The organism is Rhizobium sp. BK661 (assembly GCF_024808825.1).
GTDB lineage: Bacteria > Pseudomonadota > Alphaproteobacteria > Rhizobiales > Rhizobiaceae > Rhizobium.
In genome coordinates this window covers 59959-84405 of record NZ_JANTYT010000007.1, presented here as the reverse complement: position 1 = coordinate 84405, position 24447 = coordinate 59959, and the positions used below count along the sequence as shown (strand labels likewise).

The 24447-nt window shown below is 60.3% G+C and carries 22 protein-coding genes and 1 pseudogene; 10 read left to right on the top strand and 13 right to left on the bottom strand.

What is annotated here, in order from left to right; all coding sequences use genetic code 11:
* On the top strand, positions 1 to 2070 hold the full coding sequence (locus tag FHX16_RS16530; protein ID WP_183861219.1) for a hypothetical protein: 2070 nt from the start codon (positions 1 to 3) through the stop codon (positions 2068 to 2070).
* A 4-nt stretch (positions 2071 to 2074) separates the two neighbouring features.
* Positions 2075 to 2503, top strand: coding sequence for an N-acetyltransferase (locus FHX16_RS16525; RefSeq protein WP_183861221.1), 429 nt, complete (start codon positions 2075 to 2077; stop codon positions 2501 to 2503).
* Here the strand turns inward: FHX16_RS16525 and FHX16_RS16520 are convergent.
* On the bottom strand, positions 2496 to 3806 hold the full coding sequence (locus tag FHX16_RS16520) for an MFS transporter (RefSeq protein ID WP_183861222.1): 1311 nt from the start codon (positions 3804 to 3806) through the stop codon (positions 2496 to 2498). The two genes, FHX16_RS16525 and FHX16_RS16520, sit on opposite strands and share 8 nt — an antisense overlap.
* 73 nt (positions 3807 to 3879) lie before the next feature.
* Entirely contained in the window at positions 3880 to 4380 is a 501-nt protein-coding gene (locus tag FHX16_RS16515) for a GNAT family N-acetyltransferase (protein ID WP_183754150.1), read from the bottom strand.
* A 270-nt stretch (positions 4381 to 4650) separates the two neighbouring features.
* On the opposite strand from FHX16_RS16515, the gene FHX16_RS16510 reads away from it, so the two are divergent.
* Complete coding sequence (locus tag FHX16_RS16510; RefSeq protein ID WP_183861224.1) at positions 4651 to 5637, top strand: glutathione S-transferase family protein; 987 nt, start codon at positions 4651 to 4653, stop codon at positions 5635 to 5637.
* A 7-nt stretch (positions 5638 to 5644) separates the two neighbouring features.
* On the opposite strand, the gene FHX16_RS16505 is transcribed toward FHX16_RS16510, so the two are convergent.
* Positions 5645 to 6082: an NUDIX domain-containing protein gene (locus tag FHX16_RS16505; RefSeq protein ID WP_183754769.1), complete on the bottom strand. Its 438-nt coding sequence runs from the start codon at positions 6080 to 6082 to the stop codon at positions 5645 to 5647.
* A gap of 113 nt (positions 6083 to 6195) precedes the next feature.
* Here FHX16_RS16505 and FHX16_RS16500 point away from each other — a divergent pair, with 113 nt between their 5' ends.
* From FHX16_RS16500 to FHX16_RS16485, 4 genes are all read left to right on the top strand, one after another.
* Positions 6196 to 7104 carry a metallophosphoesterase family protein gene (locus tag FHX16_RS16500; RefSeq protein ID WP_405049288.1) on the top strand — a complete coding sequence of 303 codons (909 nt, stop codon included), beginning with the start codon at positions 6196 to 6198 and terminating at the stop codon, positions 7102 to 7104.
* 150 nt (positions 7105 to 7254) lie between these two features.
* Positions 7255 to 7815 carry a hypothetical protein gene (locus tag FHX16_RS16495; RefSeq protein ID WP_183861226.1) on the top strand — a complete coding sequence of 187 codons (561 nt, stop codon included), beginning with the start codon at positions 7255 to 7257 and terminating at the stop codon, positions 7813 to 7815.
* A gap of 170 nt (positions 7816 to 7985) precedes the next feature.
* Positions 7986 to 8492 carry an RNA polymerase sigma factor gene (locus FHX16_RS16490; RefSeq protein ID WP_183754146.1) on the top strand — a complete coding sequence of 169 codons (507 nt, stop codon included), beginning with the start codon at positions 7986 to 7988 and terminating at the stop codon, positions 8490 to 8492.
* Between the two features lies 1 nt (position 8493).
* Positions 8494 to 9336: an anti-sigma factor gene (locus FHX16_RS16485; protein ID WP_183754144.1), complete on the top strand. Its 843-nt coding sequence runs from the start codon at positions 8494 to 8496 to the stop codon at positions 9334 to 9336.
* Between the two features lie 104 nt (positions 9337 to 9440).
* Here FHX16_RS16485 and leuA read toward each other — a convergent pair whose 3' ends face one another.
* From leuA to FHX16_RS16470, 3 genes are all read right to left on the bottom strand, one after another.
* Complete coding sequence (leuA, locus tag FHX16_RS16480) at positions 9441 to 11156, bottom strand: 2-isopropylmalate synthase (protein WP_183861228.1); 1716 nt, start codon at positions 11154 to 11156, stop codon at positions 9441 to 9443.
* Positions 11157 to 11485: 329 nt separating this feature from the next.
* On the bottom strand, positions 11486 to 12670 hold the full coding sequence (locus FHX16_RS16475) for a benzoate/H(+) symporter BenE family transporter (protein ID WP_183861230.1): 1185 nt from the start codon (positions 12668 to 12670) through the stop codon (positions 11486 to 11488).
* A gap of 368 nt (positions 12671 to 13038) precedes the next feature.
* Positions 13039 to 13626, bottom strand: a complete 588-nt coding sequence (locus FHX16_RS16470) for an ATP-dependent Clp protease proteolytic subunit (protein WP_114713385.1) — start codon at positions 13624 to 13626, stop codon at positions 13039 to 13041.
* A gap of 214 nt (positions 13627 to 13840) precedes the next feature.
* Here FHX16_RS16470 and FHX16_RS16465 point away from each other — a divergent pair, with 214 nt between their 5' ends.
* Both FHX16_RS16465 and FHX16_RS16460 read left to right on the top strand, forming a co-directional pair.
* Positions 13841 to 14653: a DUF2076 domain-containing protein gene (locus FHX16_RS16465; RefSeq protein WP_183861233.1), complete on the top strand. Its 813-nt coding sequence runs from the start codon at positions 13841 to 13843 to the stop codon at positions 14651 to 14653.
* 176 nt (positions 14654 to 14829) lie between these two features.
* A complete protein-coding gene (locus FHX16_RS16460) occupies positions 14830 to 15633 on the top strand; it encodes a glycosyltransferase family 25 protein (protein WP_183861235.1) in 804 nt (267 codons plus the stop codon).
* Between the two features lie 24 nt (positions 15634 to 15657).
* Here FHX16_RS16460 and queF read toward each other — a convergent pair whose 3' ends face one another.
* From queF to FHX16_RS16430, 7 genes and pseudogenes are all read right to left on the bottom strand, one after another.
* A complete protein-coding gene (queF, locus tag FHX16_RS16455) occupies positions 15658 to 16122 on the bottom strand; it encodes a preQ(1) synthase (RefSeq protein WP_183754127.1) in 465 nt (154 codons plus the stop codon).
* Positions 16123 to 17037 (bottom strand): CDF family cation efflux transporter EmfA, encoded by a 915-nt coding sequence (gene emfA, locus FHX16_RS16450; protein ID WP_183861237.1) that lies wholly within the window; start codon positions 17035 to 17037, stop codon positions 16123 to 16125.
* A 261-nt stretch (positions 17038 to 17298) separates the two neighbouring features.
* Positions 17299 to 17382: pseudogene (locus FHX16_RS31430) on the bottom strand ((2Fe-2S)-binding protein); the annotation flags it as partial.
* Between the two features lie 191 nt (positions 17383 to 17573).
* Positions 17574 to 18293: a DUF2161 domain-containing phosphodiesterase gene (locus FHX16_RS16445; protein WP_183861239.1), complete on the bottom strand. Its 720-nt coding sequence runs from the start codon at positions 18291 to 18293 to the stop codon at positions 17574 to 17576.
* Between the two features lie 10 nt (positions 18294 to 18303).
* Complete coding sequence (locus FHX16_RS16440) at positions 18304 to 18540, bottom strand: hypothetical protein (protein WP_183861426.1); 237 nt, start codon at positions 18538 to 18540, stop codon at positions 18304 to 18306.
* Between the two features lie 179 nt (positions 18541 to 18719).
* Positions 18720 to 20909, bottom strand: a complete 2190-nt coding sequence (locus FHX16_RS16435; protein WP_183861241.1) for an anthranilate synthase — start codon at positions 20907 to 20909, stop codon at positions 18720 to 18722.
* A 259-nt stretch (positions 20910 to 21168) separates the two neighbouring features.
* Positions 21169 to 23292, bottom strand: coding sequence for a TonB-dependent receptor domain-containing protein (locus FHX16_RS16430; RefSeq protein ID WP_183861243.1), 2124 nt, complete (start codon positions 23290 to 23292; stop codon positions 21169 to 21171).
* Between the two features lie 263 nt (positions 23293 to 23555).
* Here FHX16_RS16430 and FHX16_RS16425 point away from each other — a divergent pair, with 263 nt between their 5' ends.
* On the top strand, positions 23556 to 24407 hold the full coding sequence (locus tag FHX16_RS16425; RefSeq protein ID WP_183861429.1) for an extensin family protein: 852 nt from the start codon (positions 23556 to 23558) through the stop codon (positions 24405 to 24407).
* Positions 24408 to 24447 lie beyond the last annotated feature (40 nt).

Genomic DNA, 24447 nt, shown 5'->3' with positions numbered 1-24447 from the left:
ATGACGATTGATTTTTCGCCCTTCGTTCCTTGGCCGCTCCTGGCGGGTCTGGCGATCATTGTCCTGGTGACCGCAGCATTTGCCATTTGGCGCCGTGTGCGCGGCGCCTGGGTTCGCTCGATTGCCGCCGTTGCTTTGCTGGCCGCCCTCGCCAATCCGCTGTTGCTGCAGGAGGATCGCGAACAACTATCGACTGTCGTGCCGGTCATCGTCGATCGCAGCCAGAGCCAGCAGACACCCGAACGCATCAAGATGACCGACGATGCTCTGGCGCAGTTGAAGGAGCGCCTCGCCCGCTTCCCCAATGTCGAACCACGCTACATCGACGCAAGCGAACCAGAGGACTCCGACGCGCCGTCGACGCGGCTGTTCAACGCGCTGTCTGCGGCGGTCGCGGATGTACCGCCCGCCCGCATCGGCGGTGCGATCATGCTGACGGATGGCGAAGTCCACGATGTCCCCGGCGTCAACCAGGCGCTCGCCTTCGACGCGCCGATCCACGGCTTGATCACCGGCAAGGCCAACGAATTCGATCGCCGCATCGAAGTCGTCAAGGCACCGCGCTTCGGCATCGTCAACGAGGAGCAGCAATTGCTGCTGCGCGTCTTCGACGACGGCCCGAGCCCCGGGGGAACCGCTGACGTCACGGTGAAGCTTAACGGCAATGAGATCGCCACGCTCCAGGCAACACCGGGACGCGACACGCCTTTTTCTTTCAAGGTCGAGCGCGGCGGCAGCAACGTCCTCGAATTTTCGGTTGCCGGCCTTCCCGGTGAGGTTACCGAGGCGAACAACCGCGCCGTCCATGTGATTGACGGCATTCGCGAGAACCTGCGCGTTCTGTTGGTCTCCGGCGAGCCGCACGCAGGTGAGCGGGCGTGGCGCAACCTCCTGAAGTCGGATGCGTCTGTGGATTTGGTGCATTTCACCATCCTGCGCCCGCCTGAAAAGCAGGACGGTACGCCGATCAACGAACTATCGCTGATTGCTTTCCCGACCCGCGAGCTGTTCGTCGACAAGATCAAGGACTTCGACCTGATCATCTTCGACCGCTACCAGCATCGTGGCGTCCTGCCGATCCTCTACTACGACTACATCGCCCAGTATGTGGAAAACGGTGGTGCCTTGCTGATTGCCGCCGGACCCGAACATGCCGGCCAAGATTCGATTGCGCTGACGCCGTTGTCGTCCGTATTGCCGGCCGCGCCGACCGGCCAGATGATCGAGAAGGCCTTCTATCCCAGGCTCTCGGAGGAAGGCCGCAAACACCCGGTCACCCGCGGTCTCGATGGATCCGCAGACGAGCCGCCGCATTGGGGCCGCTGGTTCCGCAGCGTCGATGTCGAACAGCCGCAGGGCCAGACCGTAATGGTCGGCGCGGACAACCATCCGCTGCTCGTTCTCAATCGCGCCGGACAGGGACGCGTCGCGATGCTGCTCTCCGATCAGGGCTGGCTCTGGGCGCGCGGCTTTGAAGGCGGTGGCCCGCACGTGTCGCTCTATCGTCGCGTCGCGCATTGGCTCATGAAGGAACCAGCCCTTGAGGAAGAGGCGCTGACTGCACGGGCAGCCGGCCGCACGCTGGAGATTACGCGGCAGACGATCGGGGGCAACCCTGGCGATGCGACGGTCCGCTACCCCTCCGGCAAGACGGAAACACTGCCGCTGACGCAAGCTGAGCCAGGTCTCTTCAAGGCGGAAAAGAAGATGGACGAGATCGGCCTCTTCGAAATCAGGAACGGCGAAATGACGACGCTCGTTCATGTCGGCGCGGTCGATGCTCCGGAATTCAAGGCGATGATCTCGACGACCGATGCATTGAAGCCCATTGCCGACAAGTCGAAAGGCCTCGTCACCCGTGTTTCCAACAATGACGGCGCGATCAGCATCCCGCCGATCTTGCCGGTTCGTGGCCAGATCCGCGTTGCCGACAACGATCGTATGCAGATCCACCTCACGAATGAAACGGTGCTGAAGGGCATCAACACCCTGCCGCTGTTTGCCGGTTTTGCCGGCGTCGGCATCCTGCTCCTTGCCTTCGGCGCCATGTGGTGGCGCGAAGGGCGTTAGCGGCATGGCCGAATTTGAGCTAACGGGCTCGCCCGCAGCCGATGATCTCACGACGATCGGCGACGCACTCTCGGCCTTCAACGTCCATGACGTCGGCCCTGCCGAGCGCCGGCCGCTTGCGGTTCTCATCCGCGATACCGACGGCAACGTCTCCGGTGGGCTTTCCGGCTATACTGCCTGGGGCTGGCTTTTCACGCAGTTGCTGTACATTCCCGACGACGAACGCGGTAAGGGCATGGCCGGCAAGATCCTTGCCCTGGCCGAAGAGGAGGCAATCGCACGCGGCTGCCACGGTGCCTGGATCGATACCTTCAATCCACAAGCGCTACGGGCATACCAACGTCAAGGCTACCAGATATTCGGCGAATTGTCTGAGTTTCCAAAAGGCCGAACGCGCACATTTCTGCGCAAGGTGCTGGCCGAAGTTAGCTGAGCGCAGCCAGCCGCGTCTCCGTATCGATTGCCGTCGTGGCTATTGCTGCCACGACCAACAGGCCCGCGAACAGGCCGATGGCCAAGCCCAATCCGCCTGAAACGACGTATGCCATCAGGGAAGGCGCAAGCAAGCCACCGAGGCGCGCCATCGCCCCTGCCGATCCCATGCCCGTCGCTCGCGATGCGGTGGGGTAGAGTTCCGGCGTATAGGCGTAGAGTGCTCCCCAGGTTCCGAGCAGCGCGAAGCTCATAACCAGCAGCGACGCGCCGACAAGCATATCGCTTGGAGAAACGACAAAGAGCAGGCACCCGAGCGCCGACAGCAGGCAGAACCCGATCAATGTCGGCTTGCGGCCCCAGGCCTCGACCCCATAGGCGGCAAGTGCATAACCTGGCACCTGCGCAAGTGCAACGAACACCAGGAAGCCGTATCCGCGCACAAAGCCGAACCCATCGCCCGCCAGCTTCGCCGGCATCCACGTGAAGACGCCGTAGTAGGAAACGGAAACCAGGAACCAGATCGCCAGGATCAACAGGCTACGGCGCCGCAACTCGTCGGAGAATATGCCTTCCGCTGCATATGGCGTTGCGACGATTTCGTCGTCCGACGGCAGGGGCGCTTTCTGATTCACAGCCAGCATCCTGTTGACGATCACCTTCGCCTCGGCTGTCCGTCCGGTCCGTAACAGGTAAAGCGGTGATTCAGGAACGAAGAAGCGCAGCGTAAGACCCACCAGGGCCGGCACAGCCGTGACCGCGAAAATATAGCGCCAGGGGTCGGTCACTCCGGCAACGCTCGCAGCCCAGGCGGCCAGCGCGACAATCAGCGTTCCGATCGCCCAGAAACCTTCGAGCGCAACCAACCAGCGGCCACGGCTCTTGGCAGGTAGGAATTCGGCCATCATCGCGTAGTCCACCGGCAGCGTGCCGCCAACCGCCATGCCGGTGAGGAATCGCAATGCAAGCAGAGCGACAAAACTGGGAGCGAAGATAGAAAGAATGCCGAAAAGCGCATCGAAGGCGACCGTCACGATCAGCACTTGGCGGCGTCCGACCCTGTCGGCAAGCCGCCCGAAGGCGACGGCTCCGATAAGCATGCCGAGAAAGAATAGTGTACCAGTCTGCAGGGCTTGCGGAACGGACAAGCCGAAAGTGGCAGCGATAGAAGCTGCGGTGAAGCCGACAGCAAGCACCTGCATGGCATCCGCCGCCCACACAAGACCGAAGATACCGATCAGGCGTCGCTGGAACGCCCCGGTGCCGGCGCGATCCAGCGCCTCGTCCATGGAAATGCCGCTCATGCTCTAGCCCTTCAAGCCACTGAAAGATCACGCAAAGCGCGCTTCAGGCATAAGGCTCAATACCGCACGCGACCTATTTTCGCCAGCCAATAGTTCCCTTGAGCCTGCTTTGCGCATCCTCGGCGAGTGGTACGACCAATACGCGCGCCGGATCGACGGGACCGGGAAATGCCAGTGCGTTATGAGCAACTCTCTCGAAACCGAGCGGGCAGTAGTAGGGAGGATCGCCGATGAGGATGACTGCCTCCGATCCCTTGCGGCGCGCGGCATCAATGGCGATCCGAACCAGTTCCCGGCCGATACCGCGACCCTTGTGGGACGGTCGCACGGCCAGTGGCCCCAGCAGGTGCGCATTGACCGAACCCGCCAGGACGGGCGTCATGCGCACTGATGCAATCGTTTCGCCGTCGTCGGCGCATATGAAGGAGAGCGAGAGGTCGTGCGGCCCCTGCTCGCGAATCCGCGCGGCGGCCCGGGTATGCCGCCCGGGACCGAATGCTTCTTCGTTGATGTGTTCGATGGCAGCGTCGTGCGACGCATCCTCAGTGAGGTAGACCAGATCGTGCTTGTGCATGATGAGACGGAAACCGGGTAGACAGAATTGATGGATCTCGAGCACGCCCTTCGGCGTTCGGGAGCATCAGCGTCGTCGCAGGTTTCTCGGTGCAAACATCAAATCGGGTTCCTGAAGTATAAAATGGCCGATAGCAGGAAAAATTTCGGCCGTCCAATGGAAATTTAGCGCAAGGCAACGCTGCGTGACGCACTGTTCAATCTTTACCGCCCTGCAAATGCGCCGGACCTGCGATATGTGTGGGCCAAGGAAAAATTGAAGGATCACAACATGGGCATGCTGGTTGATGGCGTCTGGCATGACGTCTGGTACGATACGAAAGAAACCAAAGGGCACTTCAAGCGCGCCGCTTCCCAGTTTCGCAACTGGATTACCGCCGACGGCGCAGCCGGACCGTCCGGTATCGGTGGCTTCAAAGCCGAGGCTGACCGTTACCATCTCTATGTTTCGGTGGCCTGCCCTTGGGCGCATCGCACGCTCATCTTCCGCAAGCTCAAGAAGCTCGAGAATCTTATCAGCGTTTCGGTCGTCGATCCGCTAATGTTGTCGAACGGCTGGGAGTTCAAGGTCGGCGACGGCGCAACGGGCGATCATCTCTTCGGTTCCAAGACGCTGTGGGAAGTCTATGTGAAGGCCGACCCACATTATTCCGGCCGCGTGACCGTGCCTGTCTTGTGGGACAAGAAGACCAACACGATCGTCAACAACGAGTCGTCCGAAATCATCCGGATGTTCAACAGCGCCTTTGATCATTTGACCGGCTCGACTGCTGATTTTTATCCGCAAGGCCTGCGCGCCGATATCGATGAGCTTAATTCCGTCGTCTATGACACCGTCAACAACGGTGTCTATAAGGCCGGCTTTGCCACGACCCAGGAAGCCTACGGGGAGAATGTGGTCAAGCTTTTCGAAACACTCGATATGCTTGAAGACCGTCTGGGCAAGGGTCGTTATCTCTTCGGCGATCGGCTGACCGAGGCCGACTGGCGGCTGTTCACGACGCTGGTTCGTTTTGATGCCGTGTATGTCGGTCACTTCAAGTGCAACATCCGCCGTATCGAAGACTATCCTAATTTGTCGGCTTACCTGCGCGATCTCTACCAGACGCCGGGCGTCAAGGAGACGGTCAATTTCAGTCACATCAAGGACCACTATTACCGCAGCCACAAGACGATCAATCCGACCGGCATCGTGCCTGTCGGCCCAGCGCTAGATCTCGATCGCCCGCATGGCCGGGCGCGATTGGCTGCAGCCTAGCGCTGGTCTACCACACGTGGGCGAGCTCCTGCTCGCCCGCGAGTTCCGCCAGCCGGCGGCGTGTTGCCTCCGTGGTATCTGCTGGCAGGTCATCGATGGCGAAAAAGCCGCACTCGACGATTTCGCGATCCGGTGGACGGGGTGCGGTTTGCTCCACCTGCGTCTTATAGAAGAGGACATGGTCGCGTCGGCTCGCCGCCTTGTTAAAATAGACGTGAAACAGCTGCGGCCGTCCGAGAATACGCAAATTCCCCTCCTCGCGGAGTTCTTTGATCAACGCTTCCTCGGCAGTTTCATGGCGCTCGAGCCCTCCGCCCGGCATATGCCAGCCGGGTATGTAGCTGTGCCGCACGAGGAAGATGCGCCCCGTCTCATCGAAGCAGGCAGCCCGCACGCCCATCGTCATTCCACGCGCGACCGCAAAATACGCATGCACAATGCGCATCAGTGCGCGCGACTGCCAAGGGCGGATGGTTCCGATCACGCTTTTTCCAATTCCATTAATCCGTTCAAGCAGATGTGTTTGAATTGCAAACTTACTGGGCTATGTGTCGTGGCATGTTCAAGCTCGCACATATCTCCGATATCCATCTCGGCCCCCTCCCTCGCCTTTCGGTCCGCGAGCTCTTCTCCAAACGCATTACCGGCTTTGTGAACTGGCATCGCAACAGGCGCAAGCACCTTTTCGGCAGCACGCTGGATGTATTGCTCGATGACATCCGCACGAAGCAGGCCGATCATCTGGCGGTTACCGGCGATCTCGTGAATCTCGCGAGCGGGCTGGAAATCCGAGCCGCCGCCGCATGGCTGCAGGAACTCGGCGATCCCGCAGACAATTCCGTCGTGCCCGGAAACCACGATGCCTACGTCCCTGGCGCCTACGAAAAATCGGTGCGCGCATGGTATGACAATGTGCGCGGCGACCTCGCCCCGCCCGAATGGCAGGAAGACCGCCACGTCTTTCCTTACCTCCGCGTTCGCGGCAAGGTCGCCATTGTCGGCTGCTCGACAGCCGTGGCAACGCCCCCTTTTGCGGCCAGCGGCTTCTTCGGTGAGCGACAGGCGCGTGACACCGTGAACATGCTGCGCGCGGCCGGCGAGGCCGGCCTGTTTCGAGTAGTGATGATCCACCACCCGCCCATCCGCGGCGCGACCTCCTTCCACAAGCGAATGATCGGCATCCGCCGCTTTGGCGCCGTGATCTCCACCGGCGGCGCCGAATTGGTGCTCCACGGCCATACCCATTTGAATACGCTCCACTGGCTGCGTGGCCAAACAGGTCCCGTTCCCGTGGTCGGCATCGCCTCCGCATCGCAGGGGCCGGGAGGATTAAAACCCCGAGCCGCCTATAATCTGTTCTCGATCGACGGCTCTCCGGGCGCATGGGAACTCACAGGAGAGCGCTTCAGCATCAACTCCATGGGCGACAGCGTTTGCAGCGAAAGTGTCGATATTTTCACACGTTAGCGCCGCTTTCGGAATCATCGCCTCGGCAAATTGATTCAGAAACTGAAAGATGACGATATCTTGAATTTCAGAAGGCATCCGAGGACTTGGCAAGTGGCGATTGCCACGTAAACTTGTTGTCTCTGCAGCACCAATTCACGGAGTCATTGCATGCCCATGGCATCCCCCAGGCTTCGCAGCCTGGCCCTAGCCGCTTCGTTCATCATCGCCGCCTCTTCATCCGCCTTTGGCATCGGTGATGAGAGCGACGAAACCAAGCCGCCGCCAAAGACCGAAACGACGACAAAATGTGCTGATGGCAAGGTCTGGGATGGGAAGCGCAAGGAATGCGTGGTCCCGAAGAAGAATTCGTTCAACGACGATGATCTCTACAAGGCAGCCCGCGAATTCGCCTATGCCGGTCAGTACGACAACGCCCTGACCGTGCTTCGGCTTGCCAATAACCAGAACGATCCGCGCATCCTGAATTATCTCGGCTATGCCAACCGCAAGGCGGGCAGAATGGAACTGGGGGTGTCGTACTACCGCAAGGCGTTGCAGGCGGACGAGAATTATATTCTGGCACGGTCATACATGGGACAAGCTTTGGTGGAACAGGGTGACGTGCAGGGAGCGCGCGTTCAGCTCGTCGAGATCCGGGATCGGGGCGGCGAGCAAACCTGGGCTTATCGTTCGCTGCTGCAGGCACTGAACGGTTACCGCACGTACTGAGGTTGAGCCGAGCCGGGCCTGACGAAGAAAAGCTTTGAGAACCCGTGGGATACGCTGCCGGATGCTTGCGAAGCATCAGCTACTTGTTTCATAAAGGACACAGAAGCGATATAAAATCGATCTCCTGCTGGGTGCTCTCCCCGAGCACTCATGCATTACCTGGAAAGACCATGCGTCAACCCGTGACGACCATCGATCTCAGACGCGACCTAGTGGGCCTTCTGCCTCGGCTACGGCGTTTCGCGATGACCCTTGCCGGTGACGCAGCCAGCGCGGACGAACTCGCGCAGGTGGCGTGCGAGCGCGCCATTGCAAAGGGCAATCAATGGAATGGCGAAGGCCGTCTGGAAAGTTGGGTGTACGCCCTCGCCCGCCAGCATTGGAGCGACGACCATCGCCGACGCAAGCCGCATCCCGCTTCCCGGAGCAATGTCACTGATATCCGGGAAGCGAACCGCGATCGCACTTCCCTCGTCGACCCCGATGTCATCCACCGCATGATCGCCGACATGCCCGAAGGCACATCCAGCGCCTTTTTGCTGGTTGTTGTCGAAGGTCATAGCTATCAGCAGGCAGCCGACATTATGGGTGTCACCATCAACATCGTTGTATCCCAGCTGGCGGCGGCGAGACTGCATTTCGCTAGCGTCGCTGACAATTATACTTACAGGTACTGAATTGCTCGATTTCAAAAAACTGCCGCTCGATGCACAGCTAGCCGCCCTGCTGGATGGCGAGACGACGGCCGAACAGAAGCACGAACTCGAGCAGCGCCTGGCCACCGACGAAGGCGCCAAGCGGCTCTACGACAAGCTGCGGCACGGCGCCGACTTCGGAAAGCACCGCCTCGACGACGTTCTCAAGGAACCGGTTCCTCTCGCCCTCGTTCGGTCGATCAAGAGTGCACAGCCGCCAAAGGCTCCAGTCGCACCGCGCATTTCACGGCCCTCGTTCAAGCTTACGCCGACGGGGCCACAGGCTCTGGCGGCAGCCGTCATCCTCTTCATCGCCGGCTGTGGCATCGGCTTTTTCGCCGCCGGCAGCACTGGCGCAATGAAGTCGGGCGCCTCAACAACGATCGAAGCCGCCCCGGATTCCGGCGAATGGTTGATCGACGTTATCGCCAACCAGCGGCTTGTCGCGCGCCAGCCGCGCCATATTGTCGAGGTTCCCTCGACGCAGGCGGAAGAAATTTCCACCTGGCTGACGTCGACAGTGGGCGTTGCGTTCCGAGTCCCCGACCTTTCAGACCAGGGCTGGACCTTCCAGGGTGCACGCGTCTTTATCGGCGACGGCCGACCGGTCGGTCAGCTCGTCTACACGAGTTCGGATGGCGACCTCGCCTCGATCTGTTTCCGCAAGGACAACTTGCCCTCGGAGGCCGACGACTTCAGGGAAACAATCAAGGATGAGATCGGCGTGGTCTCCTGGCATAATGCCGGCACATCCTATGTGCTCGTCGGCCCGTCGTCGGAAGCGTCGCTCGACCAACTCGCCATGCAGGTTGCAACATCCATCTGATCCCCGGACGAACTGCAACGGAGCGGCCGACCTCAGGACGTCGCCCAATTTTCCCACACTATTTACGAGAATGTGCAGCGGAACACTCCGCTGCACAGATCGCGTCAGGCCTTGCCGGCCTTTACGTCGAGCACGCGGTTCGCTGCAGACACAATTGCTTCGAGAGAAGCGCCTACGATGTTGGTGCTGATGCCGGCGCCGAAGAGCTTGCCATCAGGATAGGACGTCTCGACGTAGGAGATCGCGGCAGCGTTCGAGCCATGCTGCAGCGAATGCTCCGAATAGTCCTCGACCGACATGTCGATGCCGAGATAGTGCGAGAGCGCGTTTATGAAGCCATCGACCGGGCCGTTGCCCCTGCCCTCGATACGCTTCGTCTCACCGTTATCGGTGATCTCGGCGGCAACGATGCGCTGCCCCTTGTGCTCGGGATCCGCATAGGTGTGGTGGTCAACGAACTTGATGCGGCCTTCCGGCTGCGTCACATAGCGCTCGATGAAACGGTCGTAGATCCGTTTCGACGGCAACTCCTTGCCCTCTTCGTCGGTGATCCTCTGAATGTCCTCGCGGAACTCGACCTGCAGGTTGCGCGGCAGGTTCAGCCCGTAATCCTGCTGCAGGATGTAAGCGATACCGCCCTTGCCCGACTGCGAGTTGATACGGATGATCGCCTCGTAGGAGCGGCCGACATCCTGCGGGTCGATCGGCAGGTAAGGCACTTCCCAAACCGGGTGGTTGGCGACCTTGATCGCCTTCATACCCTTGTTGATCGCGTCCTGGTGCGAACCGGAGAACGCCGTATAGACCAGTTCGCCGACATAGGGGTGGCGCTCGCCGATCGGCATCTGGTTCGAATATTCGAAGACTTCCTTCATGCGCACGATGTTTGAGCAGTCGATCTCGGGATCGACACCCTGCGTGAACATGTTTAGCGCCATGGTGACAACGTCGACGTTGCCGGTGCGCTCGCCGTTGCCGAACAGCGTGCCTTCGACGCGGTCAGCGCCCGCCAGCAGCGCCAGTTCGGCGGCGGCGATGCCGGTGCCGCGGTCATTGTGCGGATGCAGCGAAATGATCAGGTTCTCGCGATTGTCGAGATTGCGGCACATCCACTCGATCTGGTCGGCATAGACGTTCGGCGTTGCCATCTCGACTGTCGACGGCAGGTTGATGATCAGCTTGTTGTCGGGCGTCGGCTTCATCACCTCGATCACCGCGTTGCAGATCTCCAGCGCTACATCGAGTTCGGTGCCGGTGAAGCTTTCCGGCGAATATTCGAAGCGGTAGCCGCCGCCGGCCTTTGCCGCCATGTCTGAAATCATCTTCGCAGCATCCACGGCGATCTGCTTGATGCCCTGGACATCCTTGGCAAACACGACACGACGCTGCAATTCGCTGGTCGAATTGTAGAAGTGAACGATCGGGCGGTTCGCGCCTTCCAGCGCCTCGAAGGTGCGGGTGATCAGCTCCGGGCGGCACTGCACCAGCACCTGCAGCGAAACATCGTCAGACACATTGCCCTGCTCGACGCACCAGCGCGCGAAATCGAAGTCGGTCTGCGATGCGGACGGGAAGCCGATCTCGATTTCCTTGAAGCCCATGTCGAGCAGCAGCTGGAACATGCGGGCCTTGCGGTCGTGGCCCATCGGGTCGACCAGCGCCTGGTTGCCGTCGCGCAGATCTACTGAGCACCAGACCGGGGCCTTGGTCAGCGTCTTGGACGGCCAGGTGCGGTCAGGGATGTTCACCTGCGGATAGGCGCGATACTTGATCGCCGCCTCGGGCATGCCTTTGGTTTGGGAGCGGGTGTTCGTGTCCATGTGTTCTCTTCCTCTTCCCGTCATCTGGCCAGCCGCGTCATAGCGTATCGGGCCTGGCTTGGCGATGACGAATCCGGTGCTAAGCATCCGGTTGATCAGTTTCGGGAGTGGTCACGAGGAGCGATGGCCTGGGCGGGCTTTCGGCCGCCGGGCGCTCCTCAACGGACCCGGCAACCGCGCGTAAGGCCGAGGAGAAGAAGCGAGGTAAGGGCGCGCGTGCTGTCACGCAGCGCGATGCGCCCGCGAGCAACCTGCTCAGAAATGATGATGCCCGTGTTCTTCATGGCAGCGTGTATAACCGGGGTACAAAAAACTGGCAATCCCTCCGTCTATTTTTTCGCCGCTTGCACAAAACGCGAGAGCGCCAGCATCAAACCGCCGGCAAGCAATCCCCAGAAGGCGCCGGAGATACCGGCGAACGACACGCCCGATGCCGTCACCAGAAAGGTGATGGCCGCAGCCTCCCGCGACTCCGGTGCCTGGAAAGCCGACATGGCAGAACTTGAAAATGCACCGACCAGTGCCAGACCCGCCACCGCCTGGATCAGGATCGGCGGCGCTAAAGCCACGAAGGTTGTCACCGCACCCGCGAGCAACCCGAGAATGACATAGGAGATGCCCGAGACGAGAACGGCCCAATAGCGCCGCGCCGGATCGGGATGCGCATCCTGACCGGCGCACATCGCCGCCGTGATCGCGGCGAGATTCACCGCATGACCGCCGAACGGCGCTGCGAGGATCGAGAACAGGCCAGTTACCGAAAACAGCGGCCCAGGCTTCGGCGCATAGCCGTTCACCTTCAGGACCGCGATGCCGGGAATGTTCTGCGAGGCCATGGTCACGATGAAAAGTGGCAGCGCGATGGAGACGAAAGCCGGCAGATTGAAGACAGGCATCACGAACTCGACGGGCGGCCGCAGCGCCTGTTCGATCGAACCGATCGCACCATCGGGAATGTCCACGGCGAAGGCAACCACCAGCACGAAAGCCGCAAGTGCCGCCGGCACCGCCCAGAGCCGCTTGAATGCGCCGACGACGATCCATGCGAGTACGATCGGCAAACCAAGCAACGGGTTGAACCCAATCGCCCTGACAGGGGCAAAGCACAAACCGATCAGCACACCAGCGAGCATCGCGTTGGCCAGCGGCGCGGGGATCGCCGCAACCGCACGACCAAGCGGCTTGAACAGGCCGGCAACCACGATCAGCACCGCACAGATGAGAAACGCGCCGACCGCCGCATTGAACCCACCCTCGACAACGCCGGTACTTGCCAGCAAGGCGCCACCCGGGGTGGACCAGGCGATGCTGATTGGCAGGCGCGTCACGGTGCTGAGCACGATCGCACAAAGCCCCAGTGCGATCGACAAAGCCATGAGGCCCGACGCCGCCTGCGCATCCGTCGCGCCGACACTCTGCAGGCCGTGCAGCACAACCGCAAAGGAACTGGCAAATCCCACGAAGGTGGTGAGGATGCCCATGAACAGGCTCTGAATGGAAAAGTCTTTAAGCATGGCGCAACTCGAGGAGCGGAAACTCCGCATGGAAGCCGTATCAGGCGGAGTTGCGCAAGTGCAGATTGACACCATTCGGTACCATCAACTTGCTCCGTGCACCTAGGCGTGCCGGACCCACGAAGATCAACTCCTGTCCGTTGGTCGAAAAGTCCGCAGTTCCATCACCATAGAAGGTCTCGCCCTGCAGCCCGGAAGTGTGGGAGCCGTTCGATCTCCCGCGCGACTGGAACGAAAGCGCTTTCGACACCAGCGTGCGGGTGCTCGTGATGCAGATTGGGCACCTCGCCGCGGTTTGGTCGCGGAACACAAAAAAAACGCCCCCGCCTGCCTTCCGGCAAGCAGGGGCGCTTCTCATAGTGCAAAAATCAGATCTCGGACTGCGACGTCACGATGCGCGAAACGAGGCCGTAGGCCTTGGCTTCTTCGGCGGACAGCCAGTAGTCGCGATCGGTATCGGCAGCGATCTTCTCGTAAGGCTGCCCCGTTGCTTCCGACATAATCTTGTTCAGGCGCTCGTTCATCTTGATGATCTCGCGAGCCTGGATTTCGATGTCGGACGCCATGCCGCGCGTGCCACCGGACGGTTGGTGGAGCAGGAAGCGCGTGTTCGGCAGGCAAATGCGCTGTTCCTTCGGCGCCGCGACATAGATCAGCGCGCCGGCCGAGGCGACCCAGCCGGTCCCGATCATCCAAACCTTCGGCTTGATGAACTTGATCATGTCGTGGATCGAATCGCCGGATTCGACATGACCGCCGGGCGAGTTGACGTAGATGCGAATATCGTCGTCATTGGCGGCCGCGAGCGCCACAAGCTGCGTGCAGACTTTCTGCGCCAGTTCCTGCGTGATCGGCCCGTAGATGAAGATCGAACGCGACTTGAAAAGGTTCGCCTCCGTTTCCTTGCCGAGCGGCAGTTCCTTCGTCTTGTCGTCCTGTTCTTCTTCTTCGTACATTCGAACCTCTCTTACGTCCAATTCGGTTCACCGCACATAGTGCGACTCCATGCGTAAAACAATGCGGGAAAAAGACAAGCCACGGAACGGGTGAAGATATGGTTAGGCAGCCAGGCCAGATTACCGCAATGTAACTTGGCGTGGCTTTGAAAAGTCGAAATCCATACCTACGTCATCTCTTAGCGAACGATCGCGAGAAACAAGGAGACCGGCCATGTCCCCCGAAGAACGCCAATTGTTGACGGCCCTTTTCGACCGTGTCCGCACCGCCTCGACGACGCCGCGTGACCATGACGCCGAGGCATTGATTGATCAGGGAACACGTCAGCAGCCCTACGCCGCCTACTATCTCGCACAGGCCGTGATCGTGCAGGAAAAGGGGCTGGAAGCGGCAGCCAATCATATCAAGCAACTGGAAGAGCGCGTTCGCTTGCTCGAGGCCGACCAAAGCGAATACCACAAGGCCGAACAGGGCGGCGGCTTCCTCAGTTCGATCTTCGGCAGCAGCCAGACGCCGCAGCAGCCGGCATCTCCGACGCCTTCCACGGGTCCTTGGGGAAGTACCCCGCGGCAGCAAATCCAGCAGGACCGCGGCTTCGATGCCACGCCTCGCGCAATACAGCAGCCTACCGGACCATGGAGCTCACCGGCGGCCTCCCCCTCCGCTGGCGGCAGCTTCTTGCAGGGCGCGCTCGGAACCGCAGCCGGCGTCGCCGGCGGCATGTTGCTTGCCAATTCGCTGAGCGGTATTTTCGGCAGCCACGCATCGTCGCTTGGCTGGGGCTCGCCGCTCGCCGGCAACAATCCCTTCGGCAACGCGCCGACCGAAGAGACCGTCATCAACAACTATTTCAATAACGACGGCGACAAGCAGCAGGCAGCCGGCAACGCCGCGAATAGCAACAACGACGATAACAGCAACGACGACGCTGACGTTGTGCAGCAGGCCAGCTACGACAACAACGACGACGACGTTGCTGACGATGATCAGTCCGATTTCGGCAATGACGACAGCTTCAACGCTTAGCTGCTCGCGTCGCCGCGAACCTGAGATATGGGAGCGCGGGGCCTTTGCGCACATCGTCTGTGACGAAATACGTCTTCGCTGCCGGCTAGGTTTCGGTGGGCACAACGGGAGGCCGATTGATAAGCCGGGAGCGGACGAATAAGGTCCGGCGACATGACCTATCTGGCGGAGCAGCGGTGAAGATCCTCATTATCAGTCGGAAAGCCGAGGAAAAAAGACGAGAGTTTCAATCGCGGCAAATGCAAAAGCTGGGACTGGATTTCGAGTTTCTGGACGCGTTCGAAGCAGGCGACCTGTCCGTCGAAGAGTGCCAGAAGGCAGCAAACACCTGGCCGAGTCCGACACTGCGCGAGGATGTCGCCTGCTTCACCTCGCACAGGATGGCCTGGAAAGTCATCATCGAACGAAACGAACGAACACTGATCCTCGAAGACGACGCGGTATTATCCGAGAACTTTAACGACGCGATCAGGAGCATCAAAGGCCGCGGCGACAACTGGGACCGGGTCTACGATCTGGAATTCGCGCCTCGCCCACATATCCTCGCAAGGTCACCCGTTTGGACCGATGGCATCCATCGCGCGACGCGGGTGTTTCAGAACCGCGTCGGCACCGCCGGCTACATCATCGGTCCGCGTGCGGCTGCGAAAATGCTGGCAGATACCAAGAACTACGCCCTCATCGACGCTTATTTCTGGCATCGCGCATGGCTGAAGGCCTACCAGATCGAGCCGGCACCCGTCGTCCAGATGCAATTCCTCGACGGTAGCGCCGACAGGTCGGCGTTTGTGCGCAAATCCATAGACCGAGCTTTCACGCCGCAAGGCAGGCTGCGCAAGAACCTGCTGCGGCTCTGGCTTGAAAGCATCAAGGCGAGAAATCTTGTCAGAGGCTGGCTCGGCGGCGAAAAGCGCCCGCTGCAGATCGACCGAGCGAGCTTCGTGTCCGATGCTGAGCCCGCAGCGACAGCTTCCGCCTAGTCAACGCCCACACCGCAAAAGCTCCTAGCCGCGGCCGCGGTAAGTCGCAACGCCCTGATCCGGCAGCCACACGCCCTCCGGCGGCTTGCCGGTCTGCCAGAAGACGTCGATCGGAATGCCCCCGCGCGGATACCAGTAGGCGCCTATCCTCAGCCACTTCGGATCGAGCAACTCGACCAGCCGCTTGGCGATGTAGATCGAGCAATCCTCGTGGAAGGCACCATGGTTGCGGAACGCATGCAGAAAAAGCTTCAGCGACTTCGATTCCACCAACCATTCGTTCGGGATGTAGTCGATGACGATATGGGCGAAATCCGGCTGACCGGTCATCGGGCAAAGCGACGTGAACTCCGGCGCCGTGAAGCGGACGACATAGTCGGTGCCGACGTGGCTCGCGGGCACCTTCTCCAACACCGCTTCCTCGGGTGACTTGGGTGATTCCGTTTGGCTGCCCAGCATGGACAGGTTGGATACGTCTGTTGTGGGCATTCAAGCCTCCTTGATGACTTTGACGCGAATGCCGTGGGCCTTTTCGCCCTCGGGTTCCACGTGAATGGCGATGCTGGAGCCCGGATGCACGGTACGGATGGCATCTTCAAGGCGATCGCAGATATCGTGCGCCTGCCTTACAGACATGGCGGCGGGCACGACAAGATGGAAATCGACGAAGGTGACGGCGCCCGCGCGCCGGGTCTTCAGATCGTGAACCCCGATTGAGCCTGCGGCGTGGGTGGCAATGGCCTGCTTGATCGCCTCTTCCTCTTCGAGTGTGACGGCCTGATCCATCAATCCGCCAATCGAATGCGAGATGACCTTCCAGCCCTGATAGAGAATGTTGATGGCGACCAGGATCGCGAGCACGGGGTCGAAGATCGCGTAACCGGTGGCTAGCGCCAGCAGCAGACCGATGAGGACTCCGACGGACGTGACGACGTCGGACATAATGTGCTGGCCGTCCGCTGTCAGCGCTGCCGAGCGATACTTGCGCCCGGTCCGGATCAGCAACTGCGCCCAAACCGCATTAATCACACCGGCGACAAAGTTGATGGCAAGGCCGAGCACGGGCGCATCCAGCATCCGCGGATCGGAAAGATGCCCGATCGCCTCGTTGACGATCAACAGCGCCGCGACGACAATCAGCACGCCCTCGGTGACCGCCGAAAGATATTCCGCCTTGTGATGGCCGAAGGGGTGATCGTGGTCGGCCGGTTTTTGCGCATAGCGGATGACGAAGAATGCGATGAAGGCGGCGACGACGTTCACCGTCGATTCGAGTCCGTCCGACAGCAGCGCCACCGAACCGGTCACCCACCATGCAACCATCTTCAGACCCATGACGCCGAGCGACATCGGGATCCCCCAGAGCGCCAGCCTCCGAACCGTGAGATTTCCTTTTCCGTTCATATCGATACCCCTGCGCCGATCTTCAGTGCGGATGCGAACGAATTGCAGAAACCATGCCATTCAAACGCAAAACCGCCCACGCGAAAATCGCGCAGGCGGCCAATGGCCGGTGATATGTGCCAAAATGCTTATTTTGTCAAACAGCCTGTGCGAAGTCCTAACCGGCACTCCACGGAAAAGTTGACCGACTTTCGGCAATACTCTGGGCGGCTAGGTGCCGGATATTGCAGGCGCCTCTTCAACTTGCGGGGCAGGCTGCGCGAAATCGCGAATGACCCAAAGAAGCGGAGTGTCCGGACCACCGTCGAAAGTTGTCGTCTGTCCATTGAGCGTGAAAGTAACCATCGTCGAGCGTCAATTTCTCGGCCGGACCCGCTGCGGGCCCAGCGAGCATCGCACGACGGCTAAGCTAGGGCATCACGGAGGCTTGACCATGCGCTGCCTATAAAGGTTGCCTTACGGAAGGCCGACCCAACATATCTGGAGAGCGCGTAGCTCCGCGGTGGACTTCGAGTTGAGCAGAGCTGACTAGGTCGTCAGGAGTTCTCTGCCGAGCCCACGGCGCTGAAGGCCCCCGAAGCGCAGTCCCTTTCAACAGCAACGCTGATTGTTTGCGGCCACCGAAGGAGGGCCGCCTCGCCAGCTGGCGTCAATGCATAGACGCCCTTCTCCTGGCGCTCGAACCAGCCATAGACATTGCCAAGCAGGATGTTGCCCGCATCCGGCGCCAGCGCCTTCATGTCGCGGGGCCGCACCAGCCCTTGCTGTAGCGCAGCGGCGCAGAGCAGAGCCCGCTGTCGGTAGGCCGTCATGACAGGGGCGCGCGAGCCGCCGCCTACCACCGGATCACCGCGCCGACGCTGATGCTCTCTAACAAGCCGCGACCGACGCTTCGGATTGGTGCGCGGCATCGGCGAGACCGAGCTGACGATGACACTGACCTCGCCGGCATCGGAGACACCCAGCATACCGATCCCCAGCCGACGGCAGAGATCACGATAGCGCTTGTCAGCCTCGCGCCCCCGTCCCTTGGCGGAAACGCGAGCGGCGATCCACACTTCATCGCTTACCGCTGCTCGATCGACCGCCTGTAGCACAAGTTCGAGGTTGAAACTCAGCTTCAACTCACACACCACGACGACGGGCGGGTCTCCCTCGCTCAGGCCGACGAGATCGCATCCGCCGATTTCGCCTTTCACGACATAGCCCGCCGCTTCCAGGAAGGCTTTGACCGGCAAATAGAGCGAGGTTTCCATTGCGCTGTGATCAGGAATTGAGGTCGGCAATCTCACCATGCCGGGCAAGCAGCCGCGGCGACGACATATCGCCAGTCTCCTCGTCGACCATTACGGCATAAGCCGCAACACCGACGAAGCGCGAGGCCATCGAGGTCGCAATCTTCTCCGCACTGACCGCGTTCGATGCCTGGCGCATCTCACCTGGCACAAGGTTGCCGCGGTTCTTGCGGTACGGGAGGACGATAAACTTCTCAGCAGCCACGATGATATTCCTCATTTATCGTTCTTGAAATGTTCTGATTTGACGTCAGGAGTCAACCGCTTAACGCCATGGGCACCGACCTTCTGGGAGCGTCGACAGCGAACGTGCTCTCCTCGACCGGAGGAAAGCACATCGCCCAATTCAGGAACTGCCAACTCAGAAAATCCCGAGTGCTGTCGTGGTCACGCCGCCTTGGTCTTTGCCTTGCGCGACAGATGCGCCACCACATTCTCGATCATCCGCATGCCGGCGTCGCCGCCGAGCGTCATGATCGATTCCGGGTGGAACTGCACCGCGGCGATCGGCTCCTTCTCGTGCTCGATCCCCATGATCGTGCCGTCTTCGCTTTCCGCCGTGATGATGAAGTCGCGCGGCAGCGTCGAAGGATCGGCAAAGATCGAGTGGTAGCGCCCGACTGTCACCTCCTTGCCGAGACCAGAAAACACGATTCCCGGCTCCAGCACCCGGATGCGCGACGGCTTGCCATGCATCGGCAACGCCAGATGCCTGAGCTCGCCCCCATAGGCTTCCGCCAGTGCCTGCAGGCCAAGGCAGACACCGAAGATCGGTAGGTTGCGCGCCCGCGCCTTCTTGATCGTCGCCTTGCAATCGAAATCCTTCGGATTGCCCGGCCCAGGCGACAGCACGACGAGATCGGGATCCAGCCGGTCGAAGATTTCCTCCGGCACTGGCGTGCGCACCGTAGAAACGGTGGCGCCCGTCTGCCGGAAGTAGTTGGCAAGCGTATGGACGAAGCTGTCTTCGTGATCAACGAGCAGGATCTTGACGCCCTTGCCGACGGCAGCAACGTCGCGGCTAACCTTGCTAGAATTGCCGGCCTTGGCATCGCGGATGGCGGAAAGCATGGCGGAGGCCTTCAGTTCGGTTTCGGCTTCTTCTTCGTTCGGATCGGAATCGTTGAGCAAGGTCGCCCCTGCCCGCACTTCCGCGATCCCGTCCTTGATCCTGACGGTACGCAGCGTCAGGCCGGTGTTCATGTCACCGTTGAAGCCGACCATGCCGATGGCACCGCCATACCAGGCGCGCGGGCTCTTTTCGTGGCTCTCGATGAAGCGCATCGCCCAGAGCTTCGGCGCGCCGGTGACAGTCACGGCCCAGGCGTGGCTGAGGAAGCCGTCGAAGGCATCCATATCGTCGCGCAGTCGGCCCTCGATATGATCGACGGTGTGGATCAATCGCGAATACATCTCGATCTGGCGGCGACCGATGACCTTCACCGAACCCGGCTCGCAAACGCGGCTCTTGTCGTTGCGGTCGACGTCCGAGCACATTGTCAGTTCGGATTCATCCTTCTTGGAGTTCAGCAGCTTAAGGATCTGCTCGCTGTCGGCGATCGGATCGTCGCCCCGCTTGATCGTGCCTGAAATGGGGCAGGTCTCGATGCGGCGGCCCGAGACGCGTACGAACATTTCAGGCGACGCACCGACCAGATATTCCTGATTGCCGAGATTAATGAAGAAGGAATAGGGCGACGGATTGATCGCCTTCAGCCGCTTGGAAATGTCGGACGGCTTGCTGTCGCACCTCTCCATGAACTTCTGCCCAGGCACCACCTCGAAAAGGTCACCCTTGCGGAAGCTCTCCTTCGCCTTGACAACGAGGTCGGCATATTCCCCCGGGCGATGATCGCTCTTCGGCGGAATGGCGTCGGTGCGCTGGAACGGCTCGGCCGGAATGTCGCCGGCCTTGCCCTCTGTCGACAGCCCGTCCTTTTCAAAATCGTAGCGGTCGATCCAGGCCTTGGCCGAGTAGTTGTCGACGACGAGAATTTCGTCCGGGAGATAGAGCACCATGTCCCGCTGGTCGGACGGGCGAGTCAGCTTCAGGTTGATCGCATCGAACTGGAAGGCGAGATCGTAGCCAAAGGCACCGTAGAACCCGAGGTTGGCATCCGCCTGCGAATAAAAGAGGTCGGTGATGGCGCGCAGCACGGTGAAGACAGTCGGAATCTTCGAGCGTTCCTCTTCGGTAAACGCGCGCTCCGGCGCCTTCACCGTTAGGTCGAGGCGGCGGGTCGTGGAACCACCGAGCACCAGGTCTGAAATCGTCTTCAGGCGCTCGGCAATCAAGGAGAGAATCACCTCACCGCGCTCGTTGTAGGCTTCGATCCAGACCTCGCGGCCATGGCAGGAAATGCCGAGCGGTGGATCGACGATGGCAGTGTCCCAACGGGTGTAGCGGCCCGGATATTCATAGTTCGACGAGAAGACAGCGCCGCGGCGCTCGTCGAGTTTGTCGACATAGGACGAAACCGCATCGCCATAGGGGATCGCCCGCCGCTGCCGGGTGACGGTGATGCCACCTCGTGTCTCGTAGATTTCCGCTCCGTCATCCCGAAGGATCGTTACCATTGTTCCACTCCGTTATCGGGCCCGGATGACAGGCAGCCTTAAAAACAAAAAAGCCGCCTGGCGTTTTCCGGGCGGCTCACTCGTCGTCTTTGGACACGATTGGTCGAGGCCGCCTCAGCGAGCCCACCACCAAACTGCAATGTTCAAGGACGTGTTCATGGGCGAAATTGTTAGCGTGAGATCGAACCGAGCGCAAGGGCCGAATCTGGGAATGAAAAGGGCGGCACAATGGCCGCCCTTCGCTTGACTAAGCTTTGGTTTAGAACCAGGCCTTCGCAGTCACCATGAATGTCCGGCCGCGACCCGTATCGATCGTCGTCGTCTGGATCGTGCTCGAGGCCGGAGTGTAGGTCTTGTCAAAGACGTTGGTCACGCTTGCCGTCAACTCCAGGCCGTTCTCCCACTGATAGTTGGCGAAGAGATCGACAACGCCATAGCCGCTCATGAATCGCGGCCGTCCGCCATTCGTTGCATTGATTTGTCCAATGTCTGCCTGTCCGGCAGCGAATAGGCGTGTACCGACTGTCAGGCGTTGATCTTCAAGGAAGCGACCGCCGAGCGTGGCACTGAAGATGTTTTCCGGCAGGAAGCTTTGCACGCCGAAGCCGTTGATCTGCGGAGGCAGGTCGGTGTTTGTATGGGTGTAGGCAAGCTCCCCGAAGACGAAGCCGGCATCATAGGCCGCCTGGATTTCTATACCGTCCACCTTCGACGTGCCGGGATTGTTGACGAAGAAGGTCTGCCTGCCGCCGCCCGCAAACGCACCGGTGATGTAGTTGTCGATGCGGTCGTTGAAGTAGTTGGCCTTGAAGCGGAAACTGTCGCCGGCATCGAGAATGCCATCCACCTTGATGTTGGCGCCGATTTCCCAGCCCTTGGAGGTTTCCGGCTCAAGGAAGGGATTCGGGAAGAAGGCCTGCCCCGTAGCGCCTGGATGCGATCCGCCGGCGAAGGTTTCGCTAATCGTCGGTGCGCGCTGCGTCTCGGCATATGTCACATAAGGCTGGAACCATTCAGTAGGATTCAGCGCGAAGGTGACGCTTGGGTTCAGGCGCCCATCGGACTTATCGACGGTGTAAGGACCGGCCGGCATTCCGAGGGGGTTGCTGGCAACGACCGAGCCCGAGCCGTCGAGATCGAAATGGTCATAGCGCAGGCCAAGCGTCAGGTCCGCCATGCCGTAGGTGAACGTCGTCGTGTCGAAGACGCCGAGGATGCCGCTCTTGCCATCACCGTTGACGCCACCCGAAGGCTGCGTCCGGCTGTTGATCACATCGTATTTGTCGTGGAAGTATTCGACACCGTAGTTGGTGGAAACGGCAACGTTGCCAATGTCGAATTTGGACGTGTTGGAGACGTCGAAGCCGATGCCCGTGTCGGTAATGCGGCGACCGGCGGCCGTACCACCGCCCGTGGCGTTCGTGTCATACTGCATCTCAAGGCGGTTGTAGTAGAAGTTCGTCTTGAAATCGATGAGCTCGTTGTCGCCAGGCGTATAGGCGTAGCTCGCGGCAAACGTCTTGTTCTTGACGTTTTGGAAATAGGAATTCGCGAGGAAGTCGTTGTCATAGCTGATGCCGCCGAGCTTGATCGTGTTTTCGGCGTTCGGCGTAATCTCTGCCTTCAGCATGCCGGAAAGCAGGTCCTGCTCGGTATAGGGGACGGTAACGCCGTCGCCGTTCTCATAGTTGCCCGGATCACTCTTGCTGATGCCGCCGAGAACAGCAAAGACATCGTTGAACCGGTAAGCGCCGATGGCCGACTCGGACCAACCGAGTTCGTTGGTTCCGACCGTCGCCGAGACGATGCCGCCGTAGTTCTTATCACCTAGAATCAGGTCATCGATGTCGTAGGTGCGGAAATTGACCGTACCGGCCAGTGCCCCGCCACCGATGCCGGTGACTGCGCCGCGGGTCACGTCGATGCCCGCCAGGAACGCCGGGTCCACATAGGTGAAGCCCTGCGCCTCATGGCCGGTGAAGCGGAAATTCTGGCGAACGCCGTCGATCGACATGTTCACGCGGCCGGAGCCTTCGAAACCGCGAATGTTGACAGCAACGCCGGGGTTCTGCGGATTGTTGGCCGTCGACGTCCCGGGAACACTGCGCAGCAGATCGTCGGTACCCTGGCCGGCCTGCAGGTTGATCTGGTCCGCCGTGACGGTGCTGGAAGGTCCCGGCTTGTTGTAGGGATCGTTGGCCGCCTGTCGGCTGCCCTTCACGATAATGGGCGAGAGGAAAGTATCCCCCTCTGGCGCCGCCTTCTGCTCTTCGGCTGTCTGGGCAGTCGAGGGCGCACTTTGTGCAAAGGCGATGGCGGAAGGTGTAACAATGGCAAGTGCCGTGCAGGCAAGTAGAACCGAGCGCGAGTGCCGGACGATCATGAAGTCAACCCCTTGAGAGAAATGTCACCGGGCTGGCTGGTCGTGACGCGTCCGCGTTTCGATGGGCTGGCTAGGCTTTCAGACGAAGATTTTCGCCTTCTTTTTGCCGCATAAAAAACATGACTCAAATTGTCAATATATCGGATCACCGTTATCTTGATTTAATAAATCATCTTTTTGAGCATAGACATCAACGTTGCGAAATTGCAACGAAATCCGCATCCATGCGTTCTGTCCCGGGGCAACGTACAACGGGTGGATGCGTGAAGAACATCGTTGTGATTTTAGCGGCACTGAGTTGCATAGGGTTCCTGACCAGTGCACGCCTGCCGGAAAACGGCCCTCTCCCGGCAACTCGCCCCGGTAAATCAAATACGACAACGTCCGCACCGGCACCTCCCCCGATACCCGAACAGAAACCCGAAAGCGGCAAGCCCGAAACGCCGCCGGTCACGGAGGATTCTCCGAAATCCTCTGCCATCCCGGAAAAGCAGGGGCCGAAGCTTCCGTCACAACAAACGCTGGAAGAACAGCATCTGACGATTGCCGCAGAGAGTGATGCCGAGCACTCCGAATGTGTGAGGGAGTTGCAGAATCTTGGCGTCGTCTTCAAGGACATATCGCGTATCGATGATGGCAACGGCTGCGGGATCGACAAACCAATCAAGGTGTCCGAGGTGCTGCCCGGCATTACGATAAAGCCTGACGCCGTCTTTCGCTGCCCGGTCGCGCTGGCCCTTGCCCGCTGGATGAAAGAAAGCGTGATTCCCGCCGCCCGCATTGCCGCGCCTGATCAGGGAAATATCATCGGCGTCAATCAGGCTTCCTCCTACATCTGCCGCCTGCGCAATGGCGCCGAAACCGGCAAGGTGTCTGAGCACGCTCGTGGCAATGCGATTGACGTTGCGAGCTTCAGCTTTGAAAAAGGGAAGGACATCGCGGTCCAACCGCGACGCGAGGATTCCACATTGATCGGTGCGTTCCAGCGCACGGTGAGCGCCGCGGGTTGCCTCTTCTTTACCACGGTCCTCGACCCGGAAAGCGACGCTGCGCACGAAACCCACTTCCATCTCGATGTGCTGGAGCGCAAGGGCGGCTATCGGTATTGCCATTAGTTTTCAGCGACTTGCGCGAATCCTCTGAATCAAGCCGTCA